Below are 20,346 nucleotides of genomic sequence, written 5' to 3' on the forward strand. Positions count from 1 at the left end.
GACTCTACCGGCCACCATCCTCGTACGACGAGATCTCGATCAGGCTGCCATCGGGATCCCGGCAATAGACCGAGCGCAGCGTGCCGCGGGCGCCTTGCCTTGGGCCCGGGCCTTCCTCGATCGCGACGCCATGTGCCCGCAAATGCGCCACCACCTCGTCCGGCGTGGCCGAGGTGAGAAAGCACAGGTCTTCGCTGCCCGCCGTCGGCTGCTTTGCGGTGAACCACTCCACCTTGTCGGCGTCGCGTTGCCGGACGTTGATCCTCTGGTTACCGAATTCAAGGAAAGTCCGCGGCGCTTTGCCGCCGCCGGGATCGAACAGCTTGACATCCATGCCGAGAATCTTGCCGTACCACGCAGCACTTGCCGCGACATCGGTGACATTGATCACGAGATGATCCAGGGCATGAACCTTGACCGTCATGTCTCATCCTTTCGTCGTGAAGTGCCCCGCGCACTTTCCGCCCGCGGCCAGCTTTGTTACAACCGCGGCCACGCGGCCTTCAAGCCATCCGACCTTCAAGAACAACACTGGGAGAACCCTTGAGATGATCACTCGCCGTACCGCGCTGGGCCTGCTCGCCGCCAGTCCGCTTGCCGCCACCCCGCTGTCGAAGGCCCTTGCCGCCGATTATCCGGCTCGTCCGGTGAAATGGGTGGTGGGCTATCCGCCGGGCGGCGCCACCGACATCCTGGCACGGCTGATCGGCCAGCGGCTGTCGGAAAAGCTCGGCCAGCAATTCGTGATCGAGAACAAGCCGGGCGCCGGGAACAACATCGCGACCGAATCGGTCATCAATGCCGAGCCCGACGGCTACACGTTGCAGCTGGTCAATCCGGCCAACTACATCAACGCCTCGCTCTACGCCAACCTGAAGTTCAACTTCGTGCGCGACATCGCGCCGGTCGCCTCGTTCCAGCGCGTGCCGAACGTGATGACCGTCAACAAGGACGTGCCGGCCAAGAACGTCGCCGAGTTCATCGAGTACGTGAAGGCCAATCCCGGCAAGGTGAACATGGCCTCGTCCGGCAACGGCACCTCGGTGCATCTGTCCGGGGAGATGTTCATGGCCATGACCGGCTGCAAGATGCAGCACGTGCCCTATCGCGGCGCCGCGCCCGCGATCACCGACATGCTCGCCGGCCAGGTGCAGGTGATCTTCGACAACATGCCCTCGATCATCCAGCACATCCGCTCCGGCAGCCTGCGCGCCATCGGCGTCACCACCACGGAACGCTCGCCGCAGCTGCCCGACGTGCAGCCGATCGCCGACACTGTCAAGGGTTATGAGGCGAGCGCGCTGTTCGGCATGGGCGCGCCGAAGAACACGCCGAAGGAGATCATCGCCAAGCTCAACGCCGAGGTCAACGCGGTGATCAAGGAGCCCGACATGGCCAAGCGCCTGGTCGAGCTCGGCGGCGAGCCGCGGGTGCAGACGCCCGAGGCGTTCGGCGAGGAGATCAAGGCCGAGACCGAGAAGTGGAAGAAGGTCGTCGAGTTCGCCGGCCTGAAGGTCGAGTAGCGATCTCGTGATGATCGGGAAGAGAGCCCTGCCGTTCGGCAGGGCTTTTTTCTTTGCGTTGCTTGGTTGATGCAACCTGCGTCCAGCAACAGATCACGCAGTCGTGCGGATCCGCGTCTGCGGGTTCCGGCTTGACGTTGCCGCGCTCGCGTCTATACTAAACCACATGGTTAAGTATAGGGACGAGACGCTGGACCGGACTTTTGCGGCGCTGTCCGACCCGACGCGGCGTGCCTTGCTGGCGCGCCTCGGCGAGCAGGACGGCCTGTCGGTGAGCGAGCTGGCTGCCCCGTTCCCGGTGTCGCTGCCGGCGATCATGAAGCATCTCGACGTGCTCACGGATGCCGGGCTGATCGTGCGCGAGAAGACCGGGCGCACGGTTGCCTGCCGGCTGACCGCGCAACCGATGGAGCAGGCGATGAACTGGCTCAATCGCTATGCGCAGTTCTGGTCCCACAATCTCGATCGCCTCGCCGCCTTCGTGGAGGAAGAGACATGGCCAACGCAGTCGCCAACGCTGCCGAACGCCCGGCAGAACGACCAAGCCTCACGCTCACGCGCCGGCTCCGCGCGCAGCCGCAAAAGGTCTACGCCGCCTGGACGCAAGCCGCGCAGCTAGCGCAATGGTTCGGGCCGCCGAACATGAAGCCGGCGACGCTTCAAGCCGAGCTCGACGTTCGCGTCGGCGGCCGGTTTCGCATCAGCTTCACCGGCGACGACGGCGAATATTTCGAGGCCGGCGGCCGTTATCGCGAGGTGATGCCGAACGAGCTTCTCGTCTTCACCTGGGCCTGGCACTCGACGCCGGAGCGTGAATCGCTGGTGACGATCTCGCTGAAGCCTGATGGCGCCGGCACCTTGATGATCTTCCATCACGCCCAGTTCTTCGACGAGACCGCACGCGACAACCACCAGCGCGGGTGGAGCTCGTTGTTCGACAAGCTCGATGCTTTCGTCGCCTGACCAAGGAGAACGCCATGCAGCAACATCAGATCGTCTCGCGCGAGCAATGGATCGCCGCGCGCAAGGCCCTTCTGGACCATGAGAAGGAGTTGACCCAGGCCCGCGAACGGCTTGCCGACGAGCGCCGCCGGCTGCCCTGGGTCAAGGTCGACAAGGCGTACGAATTTGACGGGCCGAACGGCATTGTGTCGCTGGGCGACCTGTTCGAGGGCCGGCCGCAGCTCATCGTGCAGCACGTGATGTTCGCACCCGATTGGGAGGCGGCGTGCAAGAGCTGCTCGTTCTGGGCAGATGGGTTCGAGCGCATGGTGCCGCATCTGGCCGCGCGCGACACCGCGATGGTTGCGGCCTCGCTGGCGCCAAGCGCAAAGCTCGAGGCCTTCAAGAAGCGGATGGGCTGGACCTTCGACTGGGTTTCCTCAGGCCGCAACGACTTCAACCGCGATTACGGCGTGACGTTCTCGCCGGAGGAGGTCGCGACCGGCAAGCCGATGTACAATTTCGGGACCACTCCGCTGTACGGCCCCGAACTACCCGGTATCAGCGTGTTCTACCGCGACGAGGCCGGCGCGATCTTCCACACCTATTCGTGCTTCGCCCGCGGCCTCGACATGATGAACGCCGCTTATCAATATCTCGATCTCACCCCGCTCGGCCGTCACGAGGAAGGCCTGCCCTATCCGATGGACTGGGTGCGCCTGCGCGACCAGTACGAACCGCAGCCGGCGAAGGCGGCGTGCTGTCACGGGTGAGGGGGAAACGCTCGACGCACATCAAAGGTGTCATCGCCCGGCCTTGCCGCCTTCGCTGAAGCTTCGGCGCGCCGAGCACCCGTGCGAGCCTCGGCGTAGCCTTGGCGGAGCCGGGACCGGGCGATCCAGTACTCCGAGGCGGCGCGGCTAGGGCCGAGAAGCCGCGGCGTACTGGATTCCCCGCTTTCGCGGGGAATGACAGCGCGAGGCGGCGAGGGCTGCCGTTCCGCCTCACGCTACCGCTTCGCGTCCGCCTGCTCGGTCGCATTGCACGAGATCAGCATCGTGTACGGCCGGGCGTTGGCGGCGATGTCGGTGGTCTTGAGCTCGGCCTTCGGTTCGGCGGTCTGATAGGGCACGATCGAATTGTCGAGGAAGTCGCGCAGCACGCCGGTCTTGATGGCGAAGTTGATGTTTTCAGGGATGTTGCCGGTCGCCACCGCGATGCGCAGGGCCGGGATCTTGCCGGTGACCACGCCCACGACCTGGCCGGTGTTGTCGAACAGCGGCCCGCCGCTATTGCCGGGCTGCACAGGTGCGCTGATCTGCAGGAAACGCGAATCGTTGCGCATGCCGCTGAGCGAGCTCACGATGCCGGTGGTCACGCTGAAGTCCGAGGTCAGGATGCCGTGATAGGGAAAGCCGATCGCGACGACGGAATCGCCGGAGCGGATCGAGCGGTCGCGGATCCGGGCGAAGTCCTTGAAGGTCGTCGTCGAGGGCGCCTGCAACAGCGCGAGATCGTTGTTGGCGTCGCTCGACACGAGGCGCAGCACCATTGCGGCTTCGCCGGTGAGATTGCCCTTGATGTCGCCGACGCAACCGTCGATCACATGGTGGTTGGTGACGATGTGCCCTCCCGTGCTGACGACGAAGCCGGTGCCGCTCCTGGCTCGGGCAGGCTTGCCGCCGGAGGGCGGTGCCGCCTGCTTCTCCGCCGTCGCCGCCGGCTTGGCCGCACCCTTGGTGAAATCGCCCGCCTTGTCGAGCCCGTCGGCTTTCACCTTGCTCACACAATTGGTCAATGCCGCGATCACCGGCCCGGTCGATGTCAGATCGAAATTCAGAACGGCGCGACCGGCTGTCGCCACCATGAGGCTCGCCTTCTGAAAGGTACGCACGACTTTGAGCGGCATGACGGCGGTGAGCATGTTGGACTGATACGCCGTAGCGTACAACCTGGCTTGCTCCTGCCCGTCGAAGGTCACGTCGATCGCGGCGCTCTCGCCCTTGTTGAAGCGGTAGCTCGGACTCGCAAAAGCCAGCGTCCAGGTGCCGGTGGCATTGTAACCCACGACGAGAATGACGCCGTTCGCGTAAGGCGTCGTCGCCGCGCAATGGGAGAACGCGCCCGTCTCGTCATTGCTGAACGCGCCGCCGATCCAGTTGCCGACATTGACGGTGCCAAACGGCCCCGCCGCGTTCGCCCCGACCACACTCAGCAGCAACACCAACGCAGCGACCAACGACCTCAACCACATACCAGCCCCCGGCAAACGCGCTTGCATCCATCTTATCCGCGAGGGCAGGTGAGGCGCAACCATCAGTTGTCCGCTCTATTCGTTTCGGCTGCCGCAGCAATTCGGGCTTGCATTTACTTTGCAGTGCCGTATACTTTGCAATACAAAGTAACAGGACCAGCTGTCCTGCAAATGCCGGGGTGGAACGAGGTTTGGCGGTGCCGATGCGCGATCTCGACAAGGCGCTGGCCGACATCGTGGCGATCCGCAGCCAGATCGCGGCGGGCACCGCCTTCCGCGGCTACGGCCCGGCAGCGATGGCTGCGACCGGCGCCGTCGCGCTCATCACCGCCATTCTGCAATTCTGGTTGCTGGATGATCCCACCGGCGAGCCGCTCGGTTTCTTCATCGGCTGGTTCATCGCCGCCGCGCTCTCGGGGCTGATCATCGGTATCGAGATGCGCGCGCGGTCGCGACGCCATCATTCCGGTCTCGCCGACGCGATGATTCACCAGGCGGTCGAGCAGTTCCTGCCGGCGGGCGTTGCCGGCGTTCTGCTCGCGGTGGTGATGTGGAAGTTCGCGAGCGAGACGCTGTGGCTGCTGCCGGGCCTGTGGCAGATCCTGGTGTCGCTCGGCATCTTCGCCTCGGTCCGCTCGTTGCCGCGCACCGTCGCGCTCGCCGGCGCCTGGTATTTCGTGTCCGGCTTCGCCGTCGTGGTGCTCGCGAGCCGAACCCACACCCTGTCGCCATGGACCATGGGGCTGCCCTTCGTGATCGGGCAATCGGTGATGGCGGCCATTCTGCATTTCGCGTCCGGAGACAACGATGTCGAAGACTGACAGCGCGCCCTTCTCCTATGAAGGGCTCGACCGCGTGATCCACGAGAAGGCGAGGCTCGGCTTGTTGACCTCGCTGATGGCGCACCCCAAGGGGCTTGCATTCGGAGATCTCAAGCAGCTCTGCGGCCTCACCGACGGCAACCTCAGCCGCCACCTTGCCGTGCTCCAGGAGGCCGGCCTCGTCGAGGTGACCAAGGGCTACGAGGGCAACCGTCCGCACACCACCTGCCGTCTCACCAAGGCCGGCCGCCGCCGCTTCCTCGACTATCTCGCCGTGCTCGAGCGACTGGTGCGCGACGCGGCGAAGGCCGCCGGCCGCGAGGCGCCGCCGCTCGGCCGCCTCGGTATCGCCTCGACTTGATCTTCCCCCTTTTTGACCGGAGACTTTGCAATGCAAAGTGACATCACGTCCCGTAACGAGAAGCTTCATGTCGGCATCATCATGGACGGCAACGGCCGCTGGGCGACGCGGCGCGGCCTGTCGCGCCTGCGCGGCCACGAAGCCGGCGTCGAGACTATCCGCCGCATCGTCGAGGCCGCGCCCAAGCAGGGCATCGGCACGCTGACGCTCTACGCCTTCTCCACGGACAATTGGCGGAGGCCGAAGGCCGAGGTCGCGGCGCTGATGACCTTGCTGCGCTTCTACCTCGCGAACGAAGTGCAGAGCCTCGTCAAGAACGGCGTGCGCCTCTCCGTTATCGGCCGCCGCGATCGCCTGCCCGACGGCATCGCCGCCGCGATCGCGCGCGCCGAGGCGGCCACCGCCGATGGCCGCACGCTGCATGTGCGCATCGCCGTCGATTATTCCGCGCGCGAGGCCATCCTCAATGCCGCGGCGAAGGCGGCCGCGCTGACCAGCCTCACCCGCGAAGCCTTCTCGCAGCTGGTCACAGGCGAGGCTGGCCTTCGCGACGTCGATCTCATCATCCGCACCTCCGGCGAGAAGCGGCTGTCGGACTTCCTGCTTTGGGAGGGCGCCTATGCCGAGCTGCACTTCACCGAGCGGATGTGGCCCGAATTCGACGCGGGCGATCTTGCCGAGGCGCTCGCCGCCTTCCACAACCGCGAGCGCCGCTTTGGTGGTCTGCAGGCGATCCTGCCAGGCGAAGTGCCTTCGCTCTCCCAGGTGTGACGCGCCTCGCGCCCGCCGGCTCCCCGCTGATTGCCGCCTGGCATGGATCGTGCTCTAGTATTCCGGCGCTGGGTATCGTCCCGCGACGGAGCTTTCGTACGATGCGTGCAGTCCTCGATTATTGCACCGGCGGAACGGAGCGGCAGCTTGCCGCCGGAACGATCATCGTCGCCGAGGGGGGCACCTCCGGCCATCTCTACGTGCTGATGCAAGGCAGGCTCGAGGTGCTCAAGGGCGAGATGGTGGTCGCCACCGTCACCGAGCCCGGCGCGGTGCTGGGTGAGATGTCCGTGCTGCTGGGCCAGCCGCACACCGCAACCGTGCGGGCCTGCTCCGAGGCCATCGTCTACGAGTTCGAGGATGCCGCCTCGTTCCTCGAGAAGGAGCCGGGCGTGGCCTTGCTGATCGCAAAAATGCTGGCGCAGCGGCTCAACGTCGCCAACACTTACCTCGCCGATCTGAAGCGGCAATATGCCGGCCACGGTACGCATCTGGCCATGGTCGGCGAGGTGCTCCAGAGCATGATCAACCTGCCGCCGCTTGAGGTTTCGCCAGGCTCGGATCGGCAATCCGATCCAAGAATGTGAGCCAGTCGGGCGGCGCCTCGATGGGGGCGGCGGGCCGCTGCAGGGGCGCATTCAGGTCGATCCATTGCGCCGCACCGGCCGCCAGCCAGAACGCCTTGTCGGCATCGAGATCGAGCACGATGTAGGTCGGCGGACGGCCGGGTTGCAGGCCCGTGTTGAAGACCCAGGTCTGATCCAGCCGATCGAACCACGATCCATTGCTGATGAAGGGTGATTGATGCACATGGCCCGAGATCACCATCGACGGCTGGTATTGCATGATCCACTGCACCAGCTCGACGTCGCCGAAGAAGCGCTTGCCGCCCCAGCTCGTCGGTGAATCCGCCGGCGGCGCATGATGCGTCCAGATCCAGCGCTGCGGCCTGACGGCCGCGGCATCGCGCAACTGCGCGACGAGGCGTTGCTTGACCTGCGGCCCGTCCCACCACGGGCACACCGTGAACAGGGTATCGCCGACGTTAAGGCTGTCGCCGTCGCAGGCGATGCCGAGCTCGCGCACTTCCGAGATCCAGCGCGAAATCTTCTCACCCTCGGTGTTGCGCTCGTCGAGATCATGATTGCCGGAGCAGAGGATCACGCGGGTCGTCGCTGCCAGCAGCGCGAGGTACTTCTTCACCACCACGATCTGGGCGCGGAAATCCACCATCGAGCCGATGTCGAGCGCGTCGCCGGCGAAGATCACGAGGTCGAATCGCGGCGCCGCGCTGACCAGCCAGTCGAGCTGAGGCAGCGAATAGTGCAAGTCGGCCACGACCAGGCAGCGCATTGAAAATCCGTCAGGTCAAAGCAATCGGAAGGCTTGCGAATTGACCGATATTGCCACGGCCGACATCCAAGGCAAGAAGCAAACCGGCCCTGTCGGCCCCGCCGACGCGGCAAAAGGGCCGCGCCCGAGCCGATCGGGGGGCAGGCGGTCAGTTGCCCTTCTCCCTTCCCAGGACGCCACGGCCCGCCAGAGCCTCGGCAAGCTGCTCGGTGTAGATGATCCGGCTCCATCGATGCAGATGCGAGGGATAGTGCGCGTACATGATGTCCAGCATCATATCCGGCGTATCGAGGAAGTGCGATCTGTCGATGCCGAGCATGGCGGCGATCCTTTCACCAGCCTCGGCATGAAAGCTCTGTGGACCGCCTTGGGCATAGAGCGAATTGACCGGCGTGATGACAAGGTACACCTTCGACCGGTCGAACTTCGATAGCGTTTCCGACAAGGAGACGAGCGCCTTCTCGAATTCCGCGTTCATCACGAACGGCTTGATCTTGGGATCGGGTTTGAAGAAGACGTGACCGGCCAGCGTGGCCTTGTAGGCGGCGAGCGAAGGAATATCGAGCATCCGATTGGGGTCGATGGCGCTGCCATGCTCGCGCCAAATGGTTGAAATGAACTGGTCCTTGCCGCCGTAATACACCGCGTAGCCCCCGGGCAGCGGATTGTAGACCGCTTGCTCCATCAGCAGGCGGATGTACTCCGGGCCTCCGGCCGGAAACGTCAGGCCGGACGGAACTTCGAAGCGGTTGGTCCGGATGAAATTCACCCATTCATTCCACCTCGGATCGCGCTCGTACTGAACCGGGTTGAACACCAGAACCAGCTTCCTGGGCTGGCGCCCGCGGGCGATCATCTTTTCAAGCATCGCGCCATACCCATCCGGACCGACGAATCCGATGGTGCAGAACGACTCGATCCCGGATCCCGGGAACGCCTGCAACAACGTCGGGACGTGAATCCCCATCAGGCAGGAGCTATCGCCGAGAAAGGCAAGGTCGGCCGCAGGCAGCCGCTCCGAGCGCCTGATTTGCTCCAGGACGATGTAGGTCTCGATGCCGCGCGACCATTGATGCAAGCTCTGCTGATGGATGTAATGTGCAATGCCGAGGATGAGGGTGGTGAGCGCGCCAAGCGGAAGGAGCCGTCGGGCAACGATCCATACGGCACCTGCCAGCGGCCAGTGTCCGATCGATTCGATCGTCTGTTTCAGGGGCATGATCTAGAACTGGAAATAGATGAAGGTTGCATTGACGTGTCCGGAGGCGGCGATCGTCATCGCCGCCAGCGTAGCAAACAGCGGATATCTCAGCCATGCAGGCCACTGCAGGATCGAATAGTCGCCACGCGACCGAAGCTGCCACTCCAGCAGCATCAGCGGCACGGACAGCGACAGGATCGCCAGACCGGCGGCGCCGTGCACCGGAGCCCACTCCCAGTTGCCGAGGGCGTAGAGCATGCCCACCAGCAAGTTCCAATTGGACGCGCGGAAGAAGAACCAGCCCACGAACACCACCAGCATGGTGAGAGCCCAGCCGACGCCGCGGGCAACCATCGAGCCCGGCGCCTCCTTGCCGGAAAACGCGCGCCAGGCCACGAGGGCCAGGCCGTGAACCAGGCCCCAGAGCACGAAGGTCCATGACGCGCCGTGCCAGAGACCTCCCAGCGCCATCGTAAGCAGCAGGTTTCGGTTGGTGATGAGCTCGCCGCGGCGGTTGCCGCCGAGCGGGATGTAGAGATAGTCGCGCAGCCAGGTGCTGAGGCTGATGTGCCAGCGATGCCAGAACTCGCTGATCGAAACCGACCAGTAGGGGTAGCGGAAATTCCAGATCAGCTCGAAGCCGAACAGCAGCGCGACGCCTTTGGCGATCAGGCTGTATCCGCTGAAGTCGGCATAGATCTGGATGCCGAACGCGAGCGTGGCGAGGATGACCGACCAACCGAAGGGCTGCTCCGGAATGAAGAGCGTGTCCACGATCGGCGCGAGGCTGTCTGCCACCACGACCTTCATGGCATAGCCGTAGATCAGGAGCCAGAGCGCGCGTTCGGCGTGATCGGACGTGAAACGTCGCGGCGCTGAAAATTGGTCCAGAAGGTTGCTCGCCCGCTCGATCGGGCCGGCGACGAGTTGCGGGAAGAACGCCTTGAAGGCGAGAAACTTGACGACGTCCTTTTCGGCGGCATGCTTGCCGCGATAGACGTCGACCACGTAGGCGATGCCCTGGAAGGTGATGAAGGAGATGCCGAGCGGCAGCACGATGCGCAATGTCGGCACGTTCGGATGAAGCCCTACGCGCTCGGCGATCATCGAGAACGAATCGATGAAGAAATTGAAGTATTTGAAGATCGCAAGAACGATCATCGCCGCTGCGATGGCGAGAGAGAGCAGAAGCTTTCGGGTTTGTTCGCGCTTGGAGGCGGCGATGACGATCGCCGCGGCATAGTTGACGATGGAAATGCCGGCCAGCAGGGGCAGAAAGCGCCAGTCCCACCAGCCGTAGAATACGTAGCTAGCGACCAGGATGATGACGTTCTGAACCGCAAGCCGCGAGGTGGCGTGGTAGAGCAGAAAGGTCGCGGGAACAAAGCAAAGGAACGCCAGGGAAACGAACGACATCGCAGCAGACAGTCACTTGCTGAGCAGCAAGCGCGCCGCTCGCCATATCAATGGGGACGACGACGGAAAGGAAGACAGGGGCGTCGTGGTGACAAGGATCATTTCCATCACCACGGCATCAGAATAGCAACCCCGAGATGAAATCAACCTAAATTCGCCTGATCCGGCGATGCGATCAGGACGCCTGATGTTCGCGGGACTGGACCCGCCGCGTGAATTCTGATGTCGTGGCGCATCCTCGAGAGCGCATGTCCACATGACCTCCTTCAAGACCATTCGCGCCCGCGCCGAGAAGCGCAAGGGCGGGCCCAAGGCGCTGGACAAATTGATGCCGGCCAAGCCGGACCTGAAGCGGCTGGCCAAGCTCGGCGACGATCGCATCCTCGCCGAGATGACCAAGCGGGTGTTCTGCGCCGGCTTTGCCTGGAGCGTGATCGATTCCAAATGGGACGGGTTTGAAACGGCCTTCCTGCATTTCCAGCCCGCCAAGCTCAGCTTCCAGCCCGAAGACTATTGGGAGGGTCTGCTGCGCGACGCGCGCATCGTGCGCAACGGCGCCAAGATCATGTCGGTGCGGGACAATGCCGTGTTCGTGCAGGAGATCGCGAAAGAGCACGGCAGCTTCGGCAAGTTTCTGGCCAAGTGGCCGTCGTCCGACGAGATCGGCCTGCTCGATCTCCTCACCAAGCGCGGCAGCCGGCTGGGCGGCAACACCGGCCAGATGCTGCTGCGCTTCGTCGGCTGGGACGGCTTTGTGACGTCGAAGGACGTGGTGGCCTGCCTGCGCGATGCCGGGCTCGACATCGCCGAGGAGGTCAAGTCGAAGGGCGATCTCGCCAAGGTGCAGGCGCAATTCAATGCCTGGGCCGAGGAGACCGGCCTGCCGTACACATATCTGTCACGCATCTGCGCGCTGTCGCTCGGCGAGAACCGCAGCGAGTAGCGCGTCGATCGTGCGCATCCTGTGGCGATCTTGTGCCGCGAACGCGGCCGATGAAACTTGCGATCACGAAATACATTTCGAAGGAACATTTGTCCGCAGCGCCTGTTCGGGACTCTGAGCCAGGCGCACAAGGGCGCAGGGAATGCTCGCTCCCGCCCGGCTCAATGACAACCGGATCCAGCAACGGAGCAGCTCATGAAGCTCACATCTGAACAGGTGAAGCAGACCGTCCACCAACTCGGCGCTCAGGTGCTGCCCGACGAACATCCGGCGATGCCGCAGCTCAACAGCATGTTCGGCGAGCACACCTTCTTCGTCGACGAGATGGGGCTCAAGGTCCTCGAGCCGACGGGATCGCTCGGCAGCGACCGCGAGAGCGGCGAGGTCGTCAGCCTCGCCGATTGGGGCGATTCCGACCTGACGCGCCTCATGGCGCATGAGCCCGAACCGACCGGCGTGATCGTGGTGTTCGAGCATATGAAGCATTGAACCGCTCCGAGCGCGATTGCCTCCATCGGTGGCGGATCGGAACATCCGCCACCGTTCGTCGCGCCTGGTGCGCTCCGTCGCCGAAAGCTCGCGCCGCGTTCAGATGCCCAGCGTCAGCTGCGGCTCCGACTCGCCGGCGGCATGGAGCGAGGACAGCGAGATCCCCAGCAGCCTGACGCGCTTGGGCAGCGGCATCTCGGCTTCGAGCAGGCCGCAGGCCAGCCGTTCCAGATCGTCGCGTCCGGCAACGGCCGCCGCGACGGATCTGCTGCGCGTGATGATCTCGAAGTCGGCGAACTTGATCTTCAGGGTGACGGTGCGGCCGCGATTGCCGGTCGCCTCGCAATGCCGCCAGACCTTGTCGACGAGCGGCCTGAGCTCGGCGACAAGCGCGTCGAACGCATCGAGGTCGGTCGAGAACGTGTTCTCCGCGCCGACGGATTTGCGGATCCGGTTGGCGCGCACGGGGCGTTCGTCGACGCCGCGTGAGATCCAATAATAATATGCACCCGACTTGCCGAAATTCGCGTTCATGAACTCCAGCGACTGGTTGCGGATGTCGCGGCCAGTGAACAGGCCGAGCGCGTTCATCTTCGCAGCCGTCGCCGGACCGATGCCGTGGAACTTGCCGACCGGCAGCGGCTCGACGAAGGCCGGTCCCATCTCCGGCGAGATCACGAACTGGCCGTTGGGCTTGCGATGATCGGACGCGAGCTTGGCCAGGAACTTGTTGTAGGAGATGCCCGCCGACGCGTTGAGGCCGGTCTCGGCCTTGATCTTCGCGCGGATCTTGAGCGCGATGTCCCGCGCCAGCGGGATGCCTTGCAGGTTTTCCGTGACGTCCAGATAGGCTTCGTCCAGCGACAGTGGCTCGATGACGGGCGTGTGCTCGGCGAAGATGTCGCGGATTTGCCTGGAGATCGCCTTGTAGACCTCGAAGCGCGGCCTGACGAAGATCAGATCGGGACATTGCCGCTTCGCCGTCACCGACGGCATGGCCGAGCGGACGCCGAACTTGCGCGCCTCGTAGCTCGCAGCCGCGACGACACCGCGTTCCGCGGAGCCGCCGACCGCGACCGGCTTGCCGCGCAGCTCCGGATTGTCGCGCTGCTCCACCGACGCATAGAACGCATCCATGTCGATATGGATGATCTTGCGCACCGGCGAGGACCCGCTGGTCACCGTATCGGATTCGCTCATGGCGGGATGATACAATCGCGTGAAAAGAATCGCGAGGCGATGGATGTTTCAGTTCTCGTTGTGCGTCGCCTTTGCCGGCGTGCTCAGTGCGGCCATCCGGCGTTCGAATCGAGGCGTTCAGCCTCGACGGGTTCAAAGATCAATCTCAGTCTTGTGAGTGGCAAGCCCAGGGATATGGTCCCATATGAGCCCGCGGAGGAGAGGTCCATGCAATACAGCTCCGAGCTCATTCACACGATGCGTCAGGCACTGGAGACCGTGATGGCAAGCGTGCCGGCGCATCAGTCGGTGTTCGGCCTGAAAGCAGCCGTGGCCGAATGCATCCTGAAGGCCGCCGCACACGGCCAGACGTCATATGACGGACTGGTGACGACCGCGTCCGACCAGATCCAGGCGATTGTCGCGATGCTGACGTGAGGGCCGGCACGACCTCGTCTGATCTTGCTCCGCCCGGCCAATGTGTTGTCCTCGCCGCCGTTGGCACAGGTCACGCTCATGCGAAGTTCATTGGGGCCTTCACACGTAAAGCGAGATGAATCGATCGATCATGGCGTTGATCTGCTCCGGCACCTCGAGCGACAAGAAATGCCCGGAGCCAACGGCCTTGGCCGTAACCAGTTGCGGGCATAGTGCCGCGAAGCGGTCGAGATCCGCGAGCCGATGAGCGGCCTCGACATACAGCACCGGGACGCGGCACGCTTGGGCGCACTGACCCGCCCGATGCACATCCCAGGGAAACAGACTCTTGAACGTCGACACCAGCACGTGCTGTGGCGTCGCCAGGAAGGTCTGCTCGACATGGGCATGGCAGCTGTCGGTCGGCAGACAGGAGTCCGCCACGATTTTTCGTACCTCGTCCGCAAAGTTCGGCCCCTGCAGGCCCTCCAGGTAGCTGGTGAACACTGCTCCCGCCGCGGCAGGGAAGAGCACGCCGGAATCGAGCAGCACCAGCCCGGCAGGAAAATCCGGGTAACGGGCCGCAATTTCGAGTGCCATGTTGCCGCCCATGCTTTGGCCCACGATGACCGGCTTCGTTATCTCTTGCCGGGCACACAGCCAGACGAGATCCTCGGCGAAGCCTTCGATCGAGTAGTCCTGGTGCGGCTTGTCGCTCTCACCGTGTCCTCGCAGTTCGGCATTCAATGCGCGACCTTGCCGACCGAAGTACTCCAGCTGTGGCGCAAAGTGGGTGCGATCCCCGCCAAGGCCGTGGACGAACAGGAACTGAGGCGACCCCTTCCCAGCGATGTCGAACGACAGTTTGATGCCTTCACGCGCGAGCTTCATTGGACATCTCCGTATCCACCGGCATTCCAGGCTTCTCGGGCAATGATGCGGATAAGGGGGCGGCGCGACCGCCGATCGCTGGCGTTAACGCTCAAACGGCTCCTTGCAATCGCGTATGGCCAATCTTCGAGCGCGTCCTGGCGCATGATCCGGAAAGTGTGCAGCGGTTTTCCGAAAAGACGATGTCCAAACAACCATCTAAGCGCGATGACGACCCATCCCAATCGCATCGCGCTGTTAGGAGACTCGCACGGCCTCGCGCAAAATCCTGAGCTGGCGCACCCGACACGATTCGAACGTGTGACCTTTGCCTTCGGAGGGCAACGCTCTATCCAGCAACACAAAAAACCGCTGCAAAATCAATAGTACAGCAAAGGGCTCTCGGCCGCAACCCGCTGCCGCGCAGCGGGGGTGTGACGGTGGTGTGACAAGTTTTATGCGTAACTGAAAAAGCAGCTCTTGGGGCTTCGCTGGTTCTTGTGCCCCCACCGGAATAGATGAACCGTCCGTGAGGGTGCTATTCACATCGGCACCTCGGAGTGTCAAGCGCTCTGCTTTTGCAGTCCTCTTTTTCCCCGCGCGGCTAAGTAAATCCGCTTCACGTTACGCGCGGTCATATTCCTCTCGGCGGCCACAACGTCGTAAGCGCTCTCATACGGGAATCTTACGCCTTCGCTGCATTCGAAGACCACCATCTGAGTTCGGTCAACGAAACGAAAAGTTTTGATTTCAGCTACTTTGACGAGCACCCATCCCGTCCGTGCCGCTATTTCCGATGCTAAATTCAAATCCACCTTTCGATTGGCGAGATTTGCTACCGAATCAAAAACAGATCGGTCCCGTTGCTTGTGGCGTTGCCGCCTTATGCGCACGCGAACGACGACCTCGATGGGGCCGTCTTCATCGTCCCGCTCAAGCTCTCGTTTGGCGAAAGATAAGACATTATTCCAAATGCGTTTCGCCTGGGATCTGCGGTCCAGCCTTAGCGTATCTAACGCGACCTTGGTCAAATCCCACATCAAGTCGTTGTCTTCCTTGCTTAGGTGTATGTTCATACGAGATGATGCCTCTCTTCCTCTAACGCAATTTGAGCGTCGTGTGGTCATCGCGGCGGTCACTCAAAAAGTGTCCAGACTAACCGGCTTGGCTTCGCTAAATAACAATCCTCAGCCTATTGTCGCAATGGGGAGGAGACAACGACGAACTTGGCGGAAGTCGGCAATGCAACTTCAACGAAGAGGCGATTCGAAAACACTTAGAGGTCGATTATCAGCTTGGCGTTCGGCTGCCCGGCTTACTCCCCTTATGTGTTTTCAACGGTGGGGGTCGTCACTCATCACTACGTCAGTGACTTGTCGAAATGAGCGAAGCAACGATGGTGCACGCGAATAGCCCATGGCGCAATGGAGCTTGCGAGCTAAGAAAGGCTGGAAGGGTTGGAAATGATCGAGTCGTTAGAAGACGGAGAAGAATGCATCGTTCACGACGAAGATGGCTATCTATGCGTAGCGCTGGAGGTTTCCCCTGGGAAAATCGAAATGCGTAGAATGCACGAATTGGTGTGCGCTAGTTTCCATGGCCCGAAACCAACTGCAAACAGTGTCGCGATCATCATCGACAAAGGCTTCATCCAACCGCCCGCAATGTCGGATGGCTGACTCAGAACCCGAAATACGCAAAGCGTTAACCCGGTAAAAGCGTGTCCGCCGCTGTACCTGGCCCAACGTGCAGTTGCTCGGCTTGATCGAGACTAACATGAGTGATCAATGCAGCTTGATACTGGAGTCGATCCTTTGATGCCTCAGCCTGCCGAGGTTGAGAAAGAATATTCAGAAAAAGCCACCTTGGCCGAAGAAAGCCGAGATTGGTTGATAAGCCAAGGCGTGCCCGAATCCGCGATCCAAGACGTGACAGAGTGTACGTCAGGCTTTGTTCGGCAACCGGATGGCAGTGTCAAATTCCTAATCGATCCTGATGAATGTCTAGCGGTGGGCTGCGTGAGAGCATTTCATATTCCGGTTTTTCGTGACGGAGTTTTGATTGAACTGATACGTTTCTTGCGAGCACACCCGAGCGCCAAATTTCACGGGTGTAGGGTTTGCCGCCGGCTAAACTTTCTTGGCGATCCAATTCGAGACGCCAATGGGGTGCTACAACTTACGCCGATTTGGTCATCGCCACTCTCATGGCTCAAAGCAGACAGACAGGGATTGGTCTATTGGCGGCTATCGTGGCGAACCGAGCGAACCGCGATTCTTCGAGAACTTCCGGCTGTGCAATGTGAAGATATCAGGTGCGCGAAATATGTAGAGCGGATGACGTGGTTTGATCCCGGTCATCACGCCAACATGCCGCCGCACTGGGCCAGATATCCCACCCCTTGAATGATTGACACATAGATGCTTCGCACCCTGGATCAGGACCGAATTGACCTCGAACGTCTCGCCACTGAAGATGATCCCAAACTTTCTAGGTGGTCTAATAAAACTCTGGAAGAGCTAACATACGAGCCGGGCGGCCTTATCGAGCGCCTGATTGACTGGATCGTGTCGTCGTCACCCCGGCCCTCGCGCGTCCTGGCACTCGCTGCCGTGATTGCATTTCTTGGTGCACTAACCGGGCGGCGCTTCGCAAGTCCGACCGACTTGCGCACCAATTTTTATGTTGTCGCTCTTGCGCCTTCCGGTTTCGGAAAGGATCATGCCAGGGCTCAATTGAAGAGGCTCATTACGGCGGCTGGACTCGACAGTTTCAGCGGCCCTTCGCGCTTTATGTCCGCCAGCGCGCTCCGAAACGCGTTGATCGACAAGCCGTCGCTCTTCTGCATGATCGATGAGTTTGGCGGGATGATGCGTCAAATCACAGATCGGAAGGCGGGACTGCACAACTCGCTGATTAAGAACGATATGCTGGAATTGTTTTCGAGCGCTTCGACCTATTTCGAGGGCGCAGAATATGCAGGATCGAAAGCTCAGCGCATTTACAATCCAAATCTATGCATCTGCGGCACTTCGACTCAAGATGATTTTTGGCAATCTCTCGGTACCTTGAATATGTCGGATGGCTTGCTGCCGCGCTTTCTGCTTTGCGCCATTGATGGGCCCAAGCCACCCCGTTTGAAGCCAAAATCGAGCGTTTCCGATATCCCTTCCGATCTGATCGAAGGGTGCCAGTCTCTGGTCTCCCTTGGTCGTAGTACCGGAAGTTTCAGCCGTGTGCTCGGGCAAGGCGGGAGTAACGAATGTAAAGCGACGACAGTGCCTTTCAGCGCCGAAGCTGATTTGGTGCTAGCTGAGCTCAACGACTATATCGAAGGGCAGGAAGAAAATGCTGACTCAAGGAGTCTTCCGTTCCTGAACAGGACGGCCGAGCACGCTATCAAGCTGGCGCTCCTTGCTGCCATCTCCGAAAATCCCACAGCTCCCGTCATCTCGGGAGAAAACATGGAATGGGGAGCCGATCTAGCGTGTTATTCGGCGTTCGATATGGTCCGGGAAGCGCGTGACAAGATCGCGGACAACGAGCGCGAGGCCAACGTCAACCGCATTCTGGCGCTCATAAAGAAGGCTGGCAAGGAGGGGATCACGGGCGGGGTCGTGGCTGACCGTTTCAGAAATATCGACAAGCGCAAGCGCTTGGAAATTATCGACGACCTCACCCTCAGCGGCCGCATTAAATCTGAAATCACGTTCGGAACGGGAGGCCGACCGAAGCACCGACTTTACTATATTCCCGACGAAACATAGTTTTATCGGAGCTAAACTAGGCTAACGCCCCTTTTTATCGGGTTTCGTCGCACTTTCATCCGGCCTGATCCCGATGAAACTTGGTCCCAGAACACCTATATAAGTAGCGTCTTTTCTTCTTTCTCGCTTCTTTCGTCTCCAAGACGGCCGACCGTTCTATGTCCGTCATTGGCTTGTTCTGAGCCGAACCGACGAAAGAACCAACGAAGGCCAAAGGGTGTCTTACACCGTCCTGATCGACGATAACTTCCGCCTCCAAGACGAGTCCGAACGCGTCAGCCACGGCGAGTTCGAGACTGCCGAAGAGGCAGTGGCGGCTTGCAAGGCGATTATCGACGAGTGGCTATCCGAAGCCCTCGAACCCGGTATGAGCTCAGACGACTTGTGGCAGTGCTACATCGCGCACGGCGACGATCCATGGATACAAGCAATCGAACCGAAAGATGCACCAGAGGCCGATTATGACGCCTGGGCGTATGCCCGGAAGCGGTGCGAAGCAATGGGCGGGGGGGCTGTTGATCTCTGAGGAACAAGAGGCATCCACCGGCCCCAAAGCACATATTCACGTCCACAAAATGGAGAGTCACGGAACGGCACGATCGGCCGGCTGAAAGCGGAGCCTCGTCCCCCGGTCCCTTGGCGTGCCGAGCTTCTATTCGTTTGGTCAATAGCATGAGGGTCGTCGCCAACCAGGGGCGACGTGCTTTGAAGGCATTTTTGTCGCGCTTCAGTTTGCGGATGCGTTAGCAGGATTATTGCAAGCAAACCACGGAGAAGGCCGCAGATTCAACGTATTGTCGTGAGGTATGTTCTTTCAACAAGAAGCGACGCGAACAGCTCTTTTTTTACAAAGAAGAACCTACATCTGGATGGTCTGGGAAAATACTCACTCCCATGAGCCCTGGGCACCCCGGACCGCTGTGCGATGGCAGAAGGATTCACCTTAAGCCGGGACATGGTGCTGACGAAGTGACGATACCATGGAACTAATCATGGTGGTGTGCGCGTTGATTACGGGCGCCGCGTCGCTGGTTTGGCTCATCAACGAATGCCGGAAGCTTTCTCGATCATTCCGGGGCTGCTCCGGCCTAAGAGACTTTACGGCGTGACTTGCGGAGGCTTAAGCGCGATCACCGATCCCAAGGTACCTTTGACCGCAGCCACATCAGATGAAATCTTTGTATTAAGCGACGTTATTTCGCCCGCGTGATTGGAAGGAACGCCATTACGTCCGCCCGGACAACTGTCTTCCACCGCCAACCTGTTCTGAGCGGCCAAGTCCCTAAGAATGGTTTCGACGGTCGAAGCCGCATCCTTAATAGCCCTATTTTGACTCGCCGCAATGGAGACGTACTGCGTCAACGTGGCCGCATTCCCGCTCGATGTGGTAAATGCACCCGCCTTTGCCACATTATTCGTATACTCCAAGATCGCCCCGATAATTACTAGGACGACGGCAAATCCCTCGAACATATAGATCGAGCTTAGGATCGACGATCGCGGCTTGACCATCCCTTGCTCCTTCAGAAGGAGCCTATACGCCAGCCAAGCAAGCAGAAAGCCCAACCCAATAGCGCCATAACTCAAGATGGATGATGCATAAGACATTTCGCTGGCCCTCCGACGAAACGGTTGAACCTTAGCCAAACGCTGGAGCGTCCCCAGTTTGCAACATGTAGAACCGACTTGAAAGAGATTTAAAACCTAAGCGGTCAATCCTTACTCTTCGCACCGTCGCTTCGCGCGCCTTCGAACCCCTTCGCACTCATGTGCTTCGCACCCCCTATATACCGCCTCCGGCCAGTACGAAGCCCAGCCCCGGTCTTCGCGGACCGGGCCGGTCTTGACCGGCTTTAGAACGGTCTTCATCGCCGCGTTCGTTGACGGCACGTTGAACCGCAGCGGACCCGGCAACGGCGACGCAAATCATGAGGCCAATACTTTGATGCGGTAGACCGCTCGGTTTCAGGCTACCCAGCATTTGGACGCAATGGCACGGATGTTCAGCGGCCCATCAACCAGCCGCTGACCGGTTGGCC

At 61.2% G+C, this 20,346-nt stretch carries 22 protein-coding genes and 1 pseudogene; 14 read left to right on the top strand and 9 right to left on the bottom strand.

Features of this window, described 5'->3' with window-relative positions; all coding sequences use genetic code 11:
• Nucleotides 1–4 precede the first annotated feature (4 nt).
• On the bottom strand, nt 5–424 hold the full coding sequence (locus XI05_RS19900) for a VOC family protein (protein WP_271504926.1): 420 nt from the start codon (nt 422–424) through the stop codon (nt 5–7).
• Nucleotides 425–548: 124 nt separating this feature from the next.
• Here XI05_RS19900 and XI05_RS19905 point away from each other — a divergent pair, with 124 nt between their 5' ends.
• The 4 genes and pseudogenes from XI05_RS19905 (at nt 549) to XI05_RS19920 (ending at nt 3,238) form a co-directional block, all read left to right on the top strand.
• The gene (locus XI05_RS19905) at nt 549–1,523 is read left to right on the top strand and encodes a Bug family tripartite tricarboxylate transporter substrate binding protein (RefSeq protein WP_172787953.1); all 975 of its coding nucleotides are present in this window, start codon (nt 549–551) and stop codon (nt 1,521–1,523) included.
• A gap of 166 nt (nt 1,524–1,689) precedes the next feature.
• Nucleotides 1,690–2,142 carry an ArsR/SmtB family transcription factor gene (locus XI05_RS19910; protein ID WP_271504929.1) on the top strand — a complete coding sequence of 151 codons (453 nt, stop codon included), beginning with the start codon at nt 1,690–1,692 and terminating at the stop codon, nt 2,140–2,142.
• An 11-nt stretch (nt 2,143–2,153) separates the two neighbouring features.
• A pseudogene (locus XI05_RS19915) lies at nt 2,154–2,486 on the top strand (SRPBCC family protein); the annotation flags it as partial.
• A 14-nt stretch (nt 2,487–2,500) separates the two neighbouring features.
• The gene (locus tag XI05_RS19920; RefSeq protein WP_271504932.1) at nt 2,501–3,238 is read left to right on the top strand and encodes a DUF899 domain-containing protein; all 738 of its coding nucleotides are present in this window, start codon (nt 2,501–2,503) and stop codon (nt 3,236–3,238) included.
• A 236-nt stretch (nt 3,239–3,474) separates the two neighbouring features.
• Here XI05_RS19920 and XI05_RS19925 read toward each other — a convergent pair whose 3' ends face one another.
• Entirely contained in the window at nt 3,475–4,719 is a 1,245-nt protein-coding gene (locus XI05_RS19925; RefSeq protein ID WP_271504934.1) for a S1C family serine protease, read from the bottom strand.
• A 203-nt stretch (nt 4,720–4,922) separates the two neighbouring features.
• Between XI05_RS19925 and XI05_RS19930 the strand changes: the two genes are divergently transcribed.
• The 4 genes from XI05_RS19930 to XI05_RS19945 all read left to right on the top strand — a co-directional run bounded on the left by XI05_RS19930 (nt 4,923) and on the right by XI05_RS19945 (nt 7,259).
• Entirely contained in the window at nt 4,923–5,540 is a 618-nt protein-coding gene (locus XI05_RS19930) for a hypothetical protein (protein ID WP_172787949.1), read from the top strand.
• On the top strand, nt 5,527–5,901 hold the full coding sequence (locus tag XI05_RS19935) for a transcriptional regulator (protein WP_025033235.1): 375 nt from the start codon (nt 5,527–5,529) through the stop codon (nt 5,899–5,901). Before XI05_RS19930 ends, XI05_RS19935 begins: the two co-directional genes overlap by 14 nt.
• Nucleotides 5,902–5,931: 30 nt before the next feature.
• Nucleotides 5,932–6,672: a di-trans,poly-cis-decaprenylcistransferase gene (locus tag XI05_RS19940; protein ID WP_271504936.1), complete on the top strand. Its 741-nt coding sequence runs from the start codon at nt 5,932–5,934 to the stop codon at nt 6,670–6,672.
• A gap of 101 nt (nt 6,673–6,773) precedes the next feature.
• A complete protein-coding gene (locus tag XI05_RS19945; RefSeq protein ID WP_271504939.1) occupies nt 6,774–7,259 on the top strand; it encodes a Crp/Fnr family transcriptional regulator in 486 nt (161 codons plus the stop codon).
• Here the strand turns inward: XI05_RS19945 and XI05_RS19950 are convergent.
• The 3 genes from XI05_RS19950 to XI05_RS19960 form a co-directional block, all read right to left on the bottom strand.
• Nucleotides 7,198–8,025, bottom strand: a complete 828-nt coding sequence (locus tag XI05_RS19950) for a metallophosphoesterase family protein (protein WP_271504945.1) — start codon at nt 8,023–8,025, stop codon at nt 7,198–7,200. The two genes, XI05_RS19945 and XI05_RS19950, sit on opposite strands and share 62 nt — an antisense overlap.
• Before the next feature lie 148 nt (nt 8,026–8,173).
• Nucleotides 8,174–9,244: a hypothetical protein gene (locus XI05_RS19955; RefSeq protein WP_271504947.1), complete on the bottom strand. Its 1,071-nt coding sequence runs from the start codon at nt 9,242–9,244 to the stop codon at nt 8,174–8,176.
• A gap of 3 nt (nt 9,245–9,247) precedes the next feature.
• Entirely contained in the window at nt 9,248–10,642 is a 1,395-nt protein-coding gene (locus XI05_RS19960) for an MBOAT family O-acyltransferase (RefSeq protein ID WP_271504949.1), read from the bottom strand.
• Between the two features lie 256 nt (nt 10,643–10,898).
• On the opposite strand from XI05_RS19960, the gene XI05_RS19965 reads away from it, so the two are divergent.
• Nucleotides 10,899–11,585: a DNA-3-methyladenine glycosylase I gene (locus tag XI05_RS19965; protein ID WP_271504951.1), complete on the top strand. Its 687-nt coding sequence runs from the start codon at nt 10,899–10,901 to the stop codon at nt 11,583–11,585.
• 195 nt (nt 11,586–11,780) lie between these two features.
• Nucleotides 11,781–12,074: a hypothetical protein gene (locus XI05_RS19970; RefSeq protein ID WP_172787942.1), complete on the top strand. Its 294-nt coding sequence runs from the start codon at nt 11,781–11,783 to the stop codon at nt 12,072–12,074.
• 99 nt (nt 12,075–12,173) lie between these two features.
• Here XI05_RS19970 and dinB read toward each other — a convergent pair whose 3' ends face one another.
• Nucleotides 12,174–13,274 (bottom strand): DNA polymerase IV, encoded by a 1,101-nt coding sequence (dinB, locus tag XI05_RS19975; protein ID WP_271504953.1) that lies wholly within the window; start codon nt 13,272–13,274, stop codon nt 12,174–12,176.
• A gap of 207 nt (nt 13,275–13,481) precedes the next feature.
• Between dinB and XI05_RS19980 the strand changes: the two genes are divergently transcribed.
• Nucleotides 13,482–13,691, top strand: a complete 210-nt coding sequence (locus tag XI05_RS19980) for a hypothetical protein (protein ID WP_271504955.1) — start codon at nt 13,482–13,484, stop codon at nt 13,689–13,691.
• A 99-nt stretch (nt 13,692–13,790) separates the two neighbouring features.
• On the opposite strand, the gene XI05_RS19985 is transcribed toward XI05_RS19980, so the two are convergent.
• Together XI05_RS19985 and XI05_RS19990 are read right to left on the bottom strand one after the other, a co-directional pair.
• On the bottom strand, nt 13,791–14,561 hold the full coding sequence (locus XI05_RS19985; protein WP_271504956.1) for an alpha/beta fold hydrolase: 771 nt from the start codon (nt 14,559–14,561) through the stop codon (nt 13,791–13,793).
• Nucleotides 14,562–15,103: 542 nt separating this feature from the next.
• The gene (locus tag XI05_RS19990) at nt 15,104–15,571 is read right to left on the bottom strand and encodes a hypothetical protein (RefSeq protein WP_271504958.1); all 468 of its coding nucleotides are present in this window, start codon (nt 15,569–15,571) and stop codon (nt 15,104–15,106) included.
• Nucleotides 15,572–16,003: 432 nt separating this feature from the next.
• On the opposite strand from XI05_RS19990, the gene XI05_RS19995 reads away from it, so the two are divergent.
• From XI05_RS19995 to XI05_RS20005, 3 genes are all read left to right on the top strand, one after another.
• Nucleotides 16,004–16,219 (top strand): hypothetical protein, encoded by a 216-nt coding sequence (locus tag XI05_RS19995; protein WP_271504961.1) that lies wholly within the window; start codon nt 16,004–16,006, stop codon nt 16,217–16,219.
• 741 nt (nt 16,220–16,960) lie between these two features.
• Nucleotides 16,961–18,307 carry a DUF3987 domain-containing protein gene (locus tag XI05_RS20000; RefSeq protein WP_271504962.1) on the top strand — a complete coding sequence of 449 codons (1,347 nt, stop codon included), beginning with the start codon at nt 16,961–16,963 and terminating at the stop codon, nt 18,305–18,307.
• 217 nt (nt 18,308–18,524) lie between these two features.
• A complete protein-coding gene (locus tag XI05_RS20005; RefSeq protein WP_271504964.1) occupies nt 18,525–18,833 on the top strand; it encodes a hypothetical protein in 309 nt (102 codons plus the stop codon).
• Nucleotides 18,834–19,405: 572 nt separating this feature from the next.
• Here XI05_RS20005 and XI05_RS20010 read toward each other — a convergent pair.
• On the bottom strand, nt 19,406–19,915 hold the full coding sequence (locus XI05_RS20010; protein ID WP_271504966.1) for a hypothetical protein: 510 nt from the start codon (nt 19,913–19,915) through the stop codon (nt 19,406–19,408).
• Nucleotides 19,916–20,346: the final 431 nt, after the last annotated feature.

The sequence above is a fragment of the Bradyrhizobium sp. CCBAU 11357 genome (assembly GCF_028128865.1).
Taxonomy (GTDB): domain Bacteria; phylum Pseudomonadota; class Alphaproteobacteria; order Rhizobiales; family Xanthobacteraceae; genus Bradyrhizobium.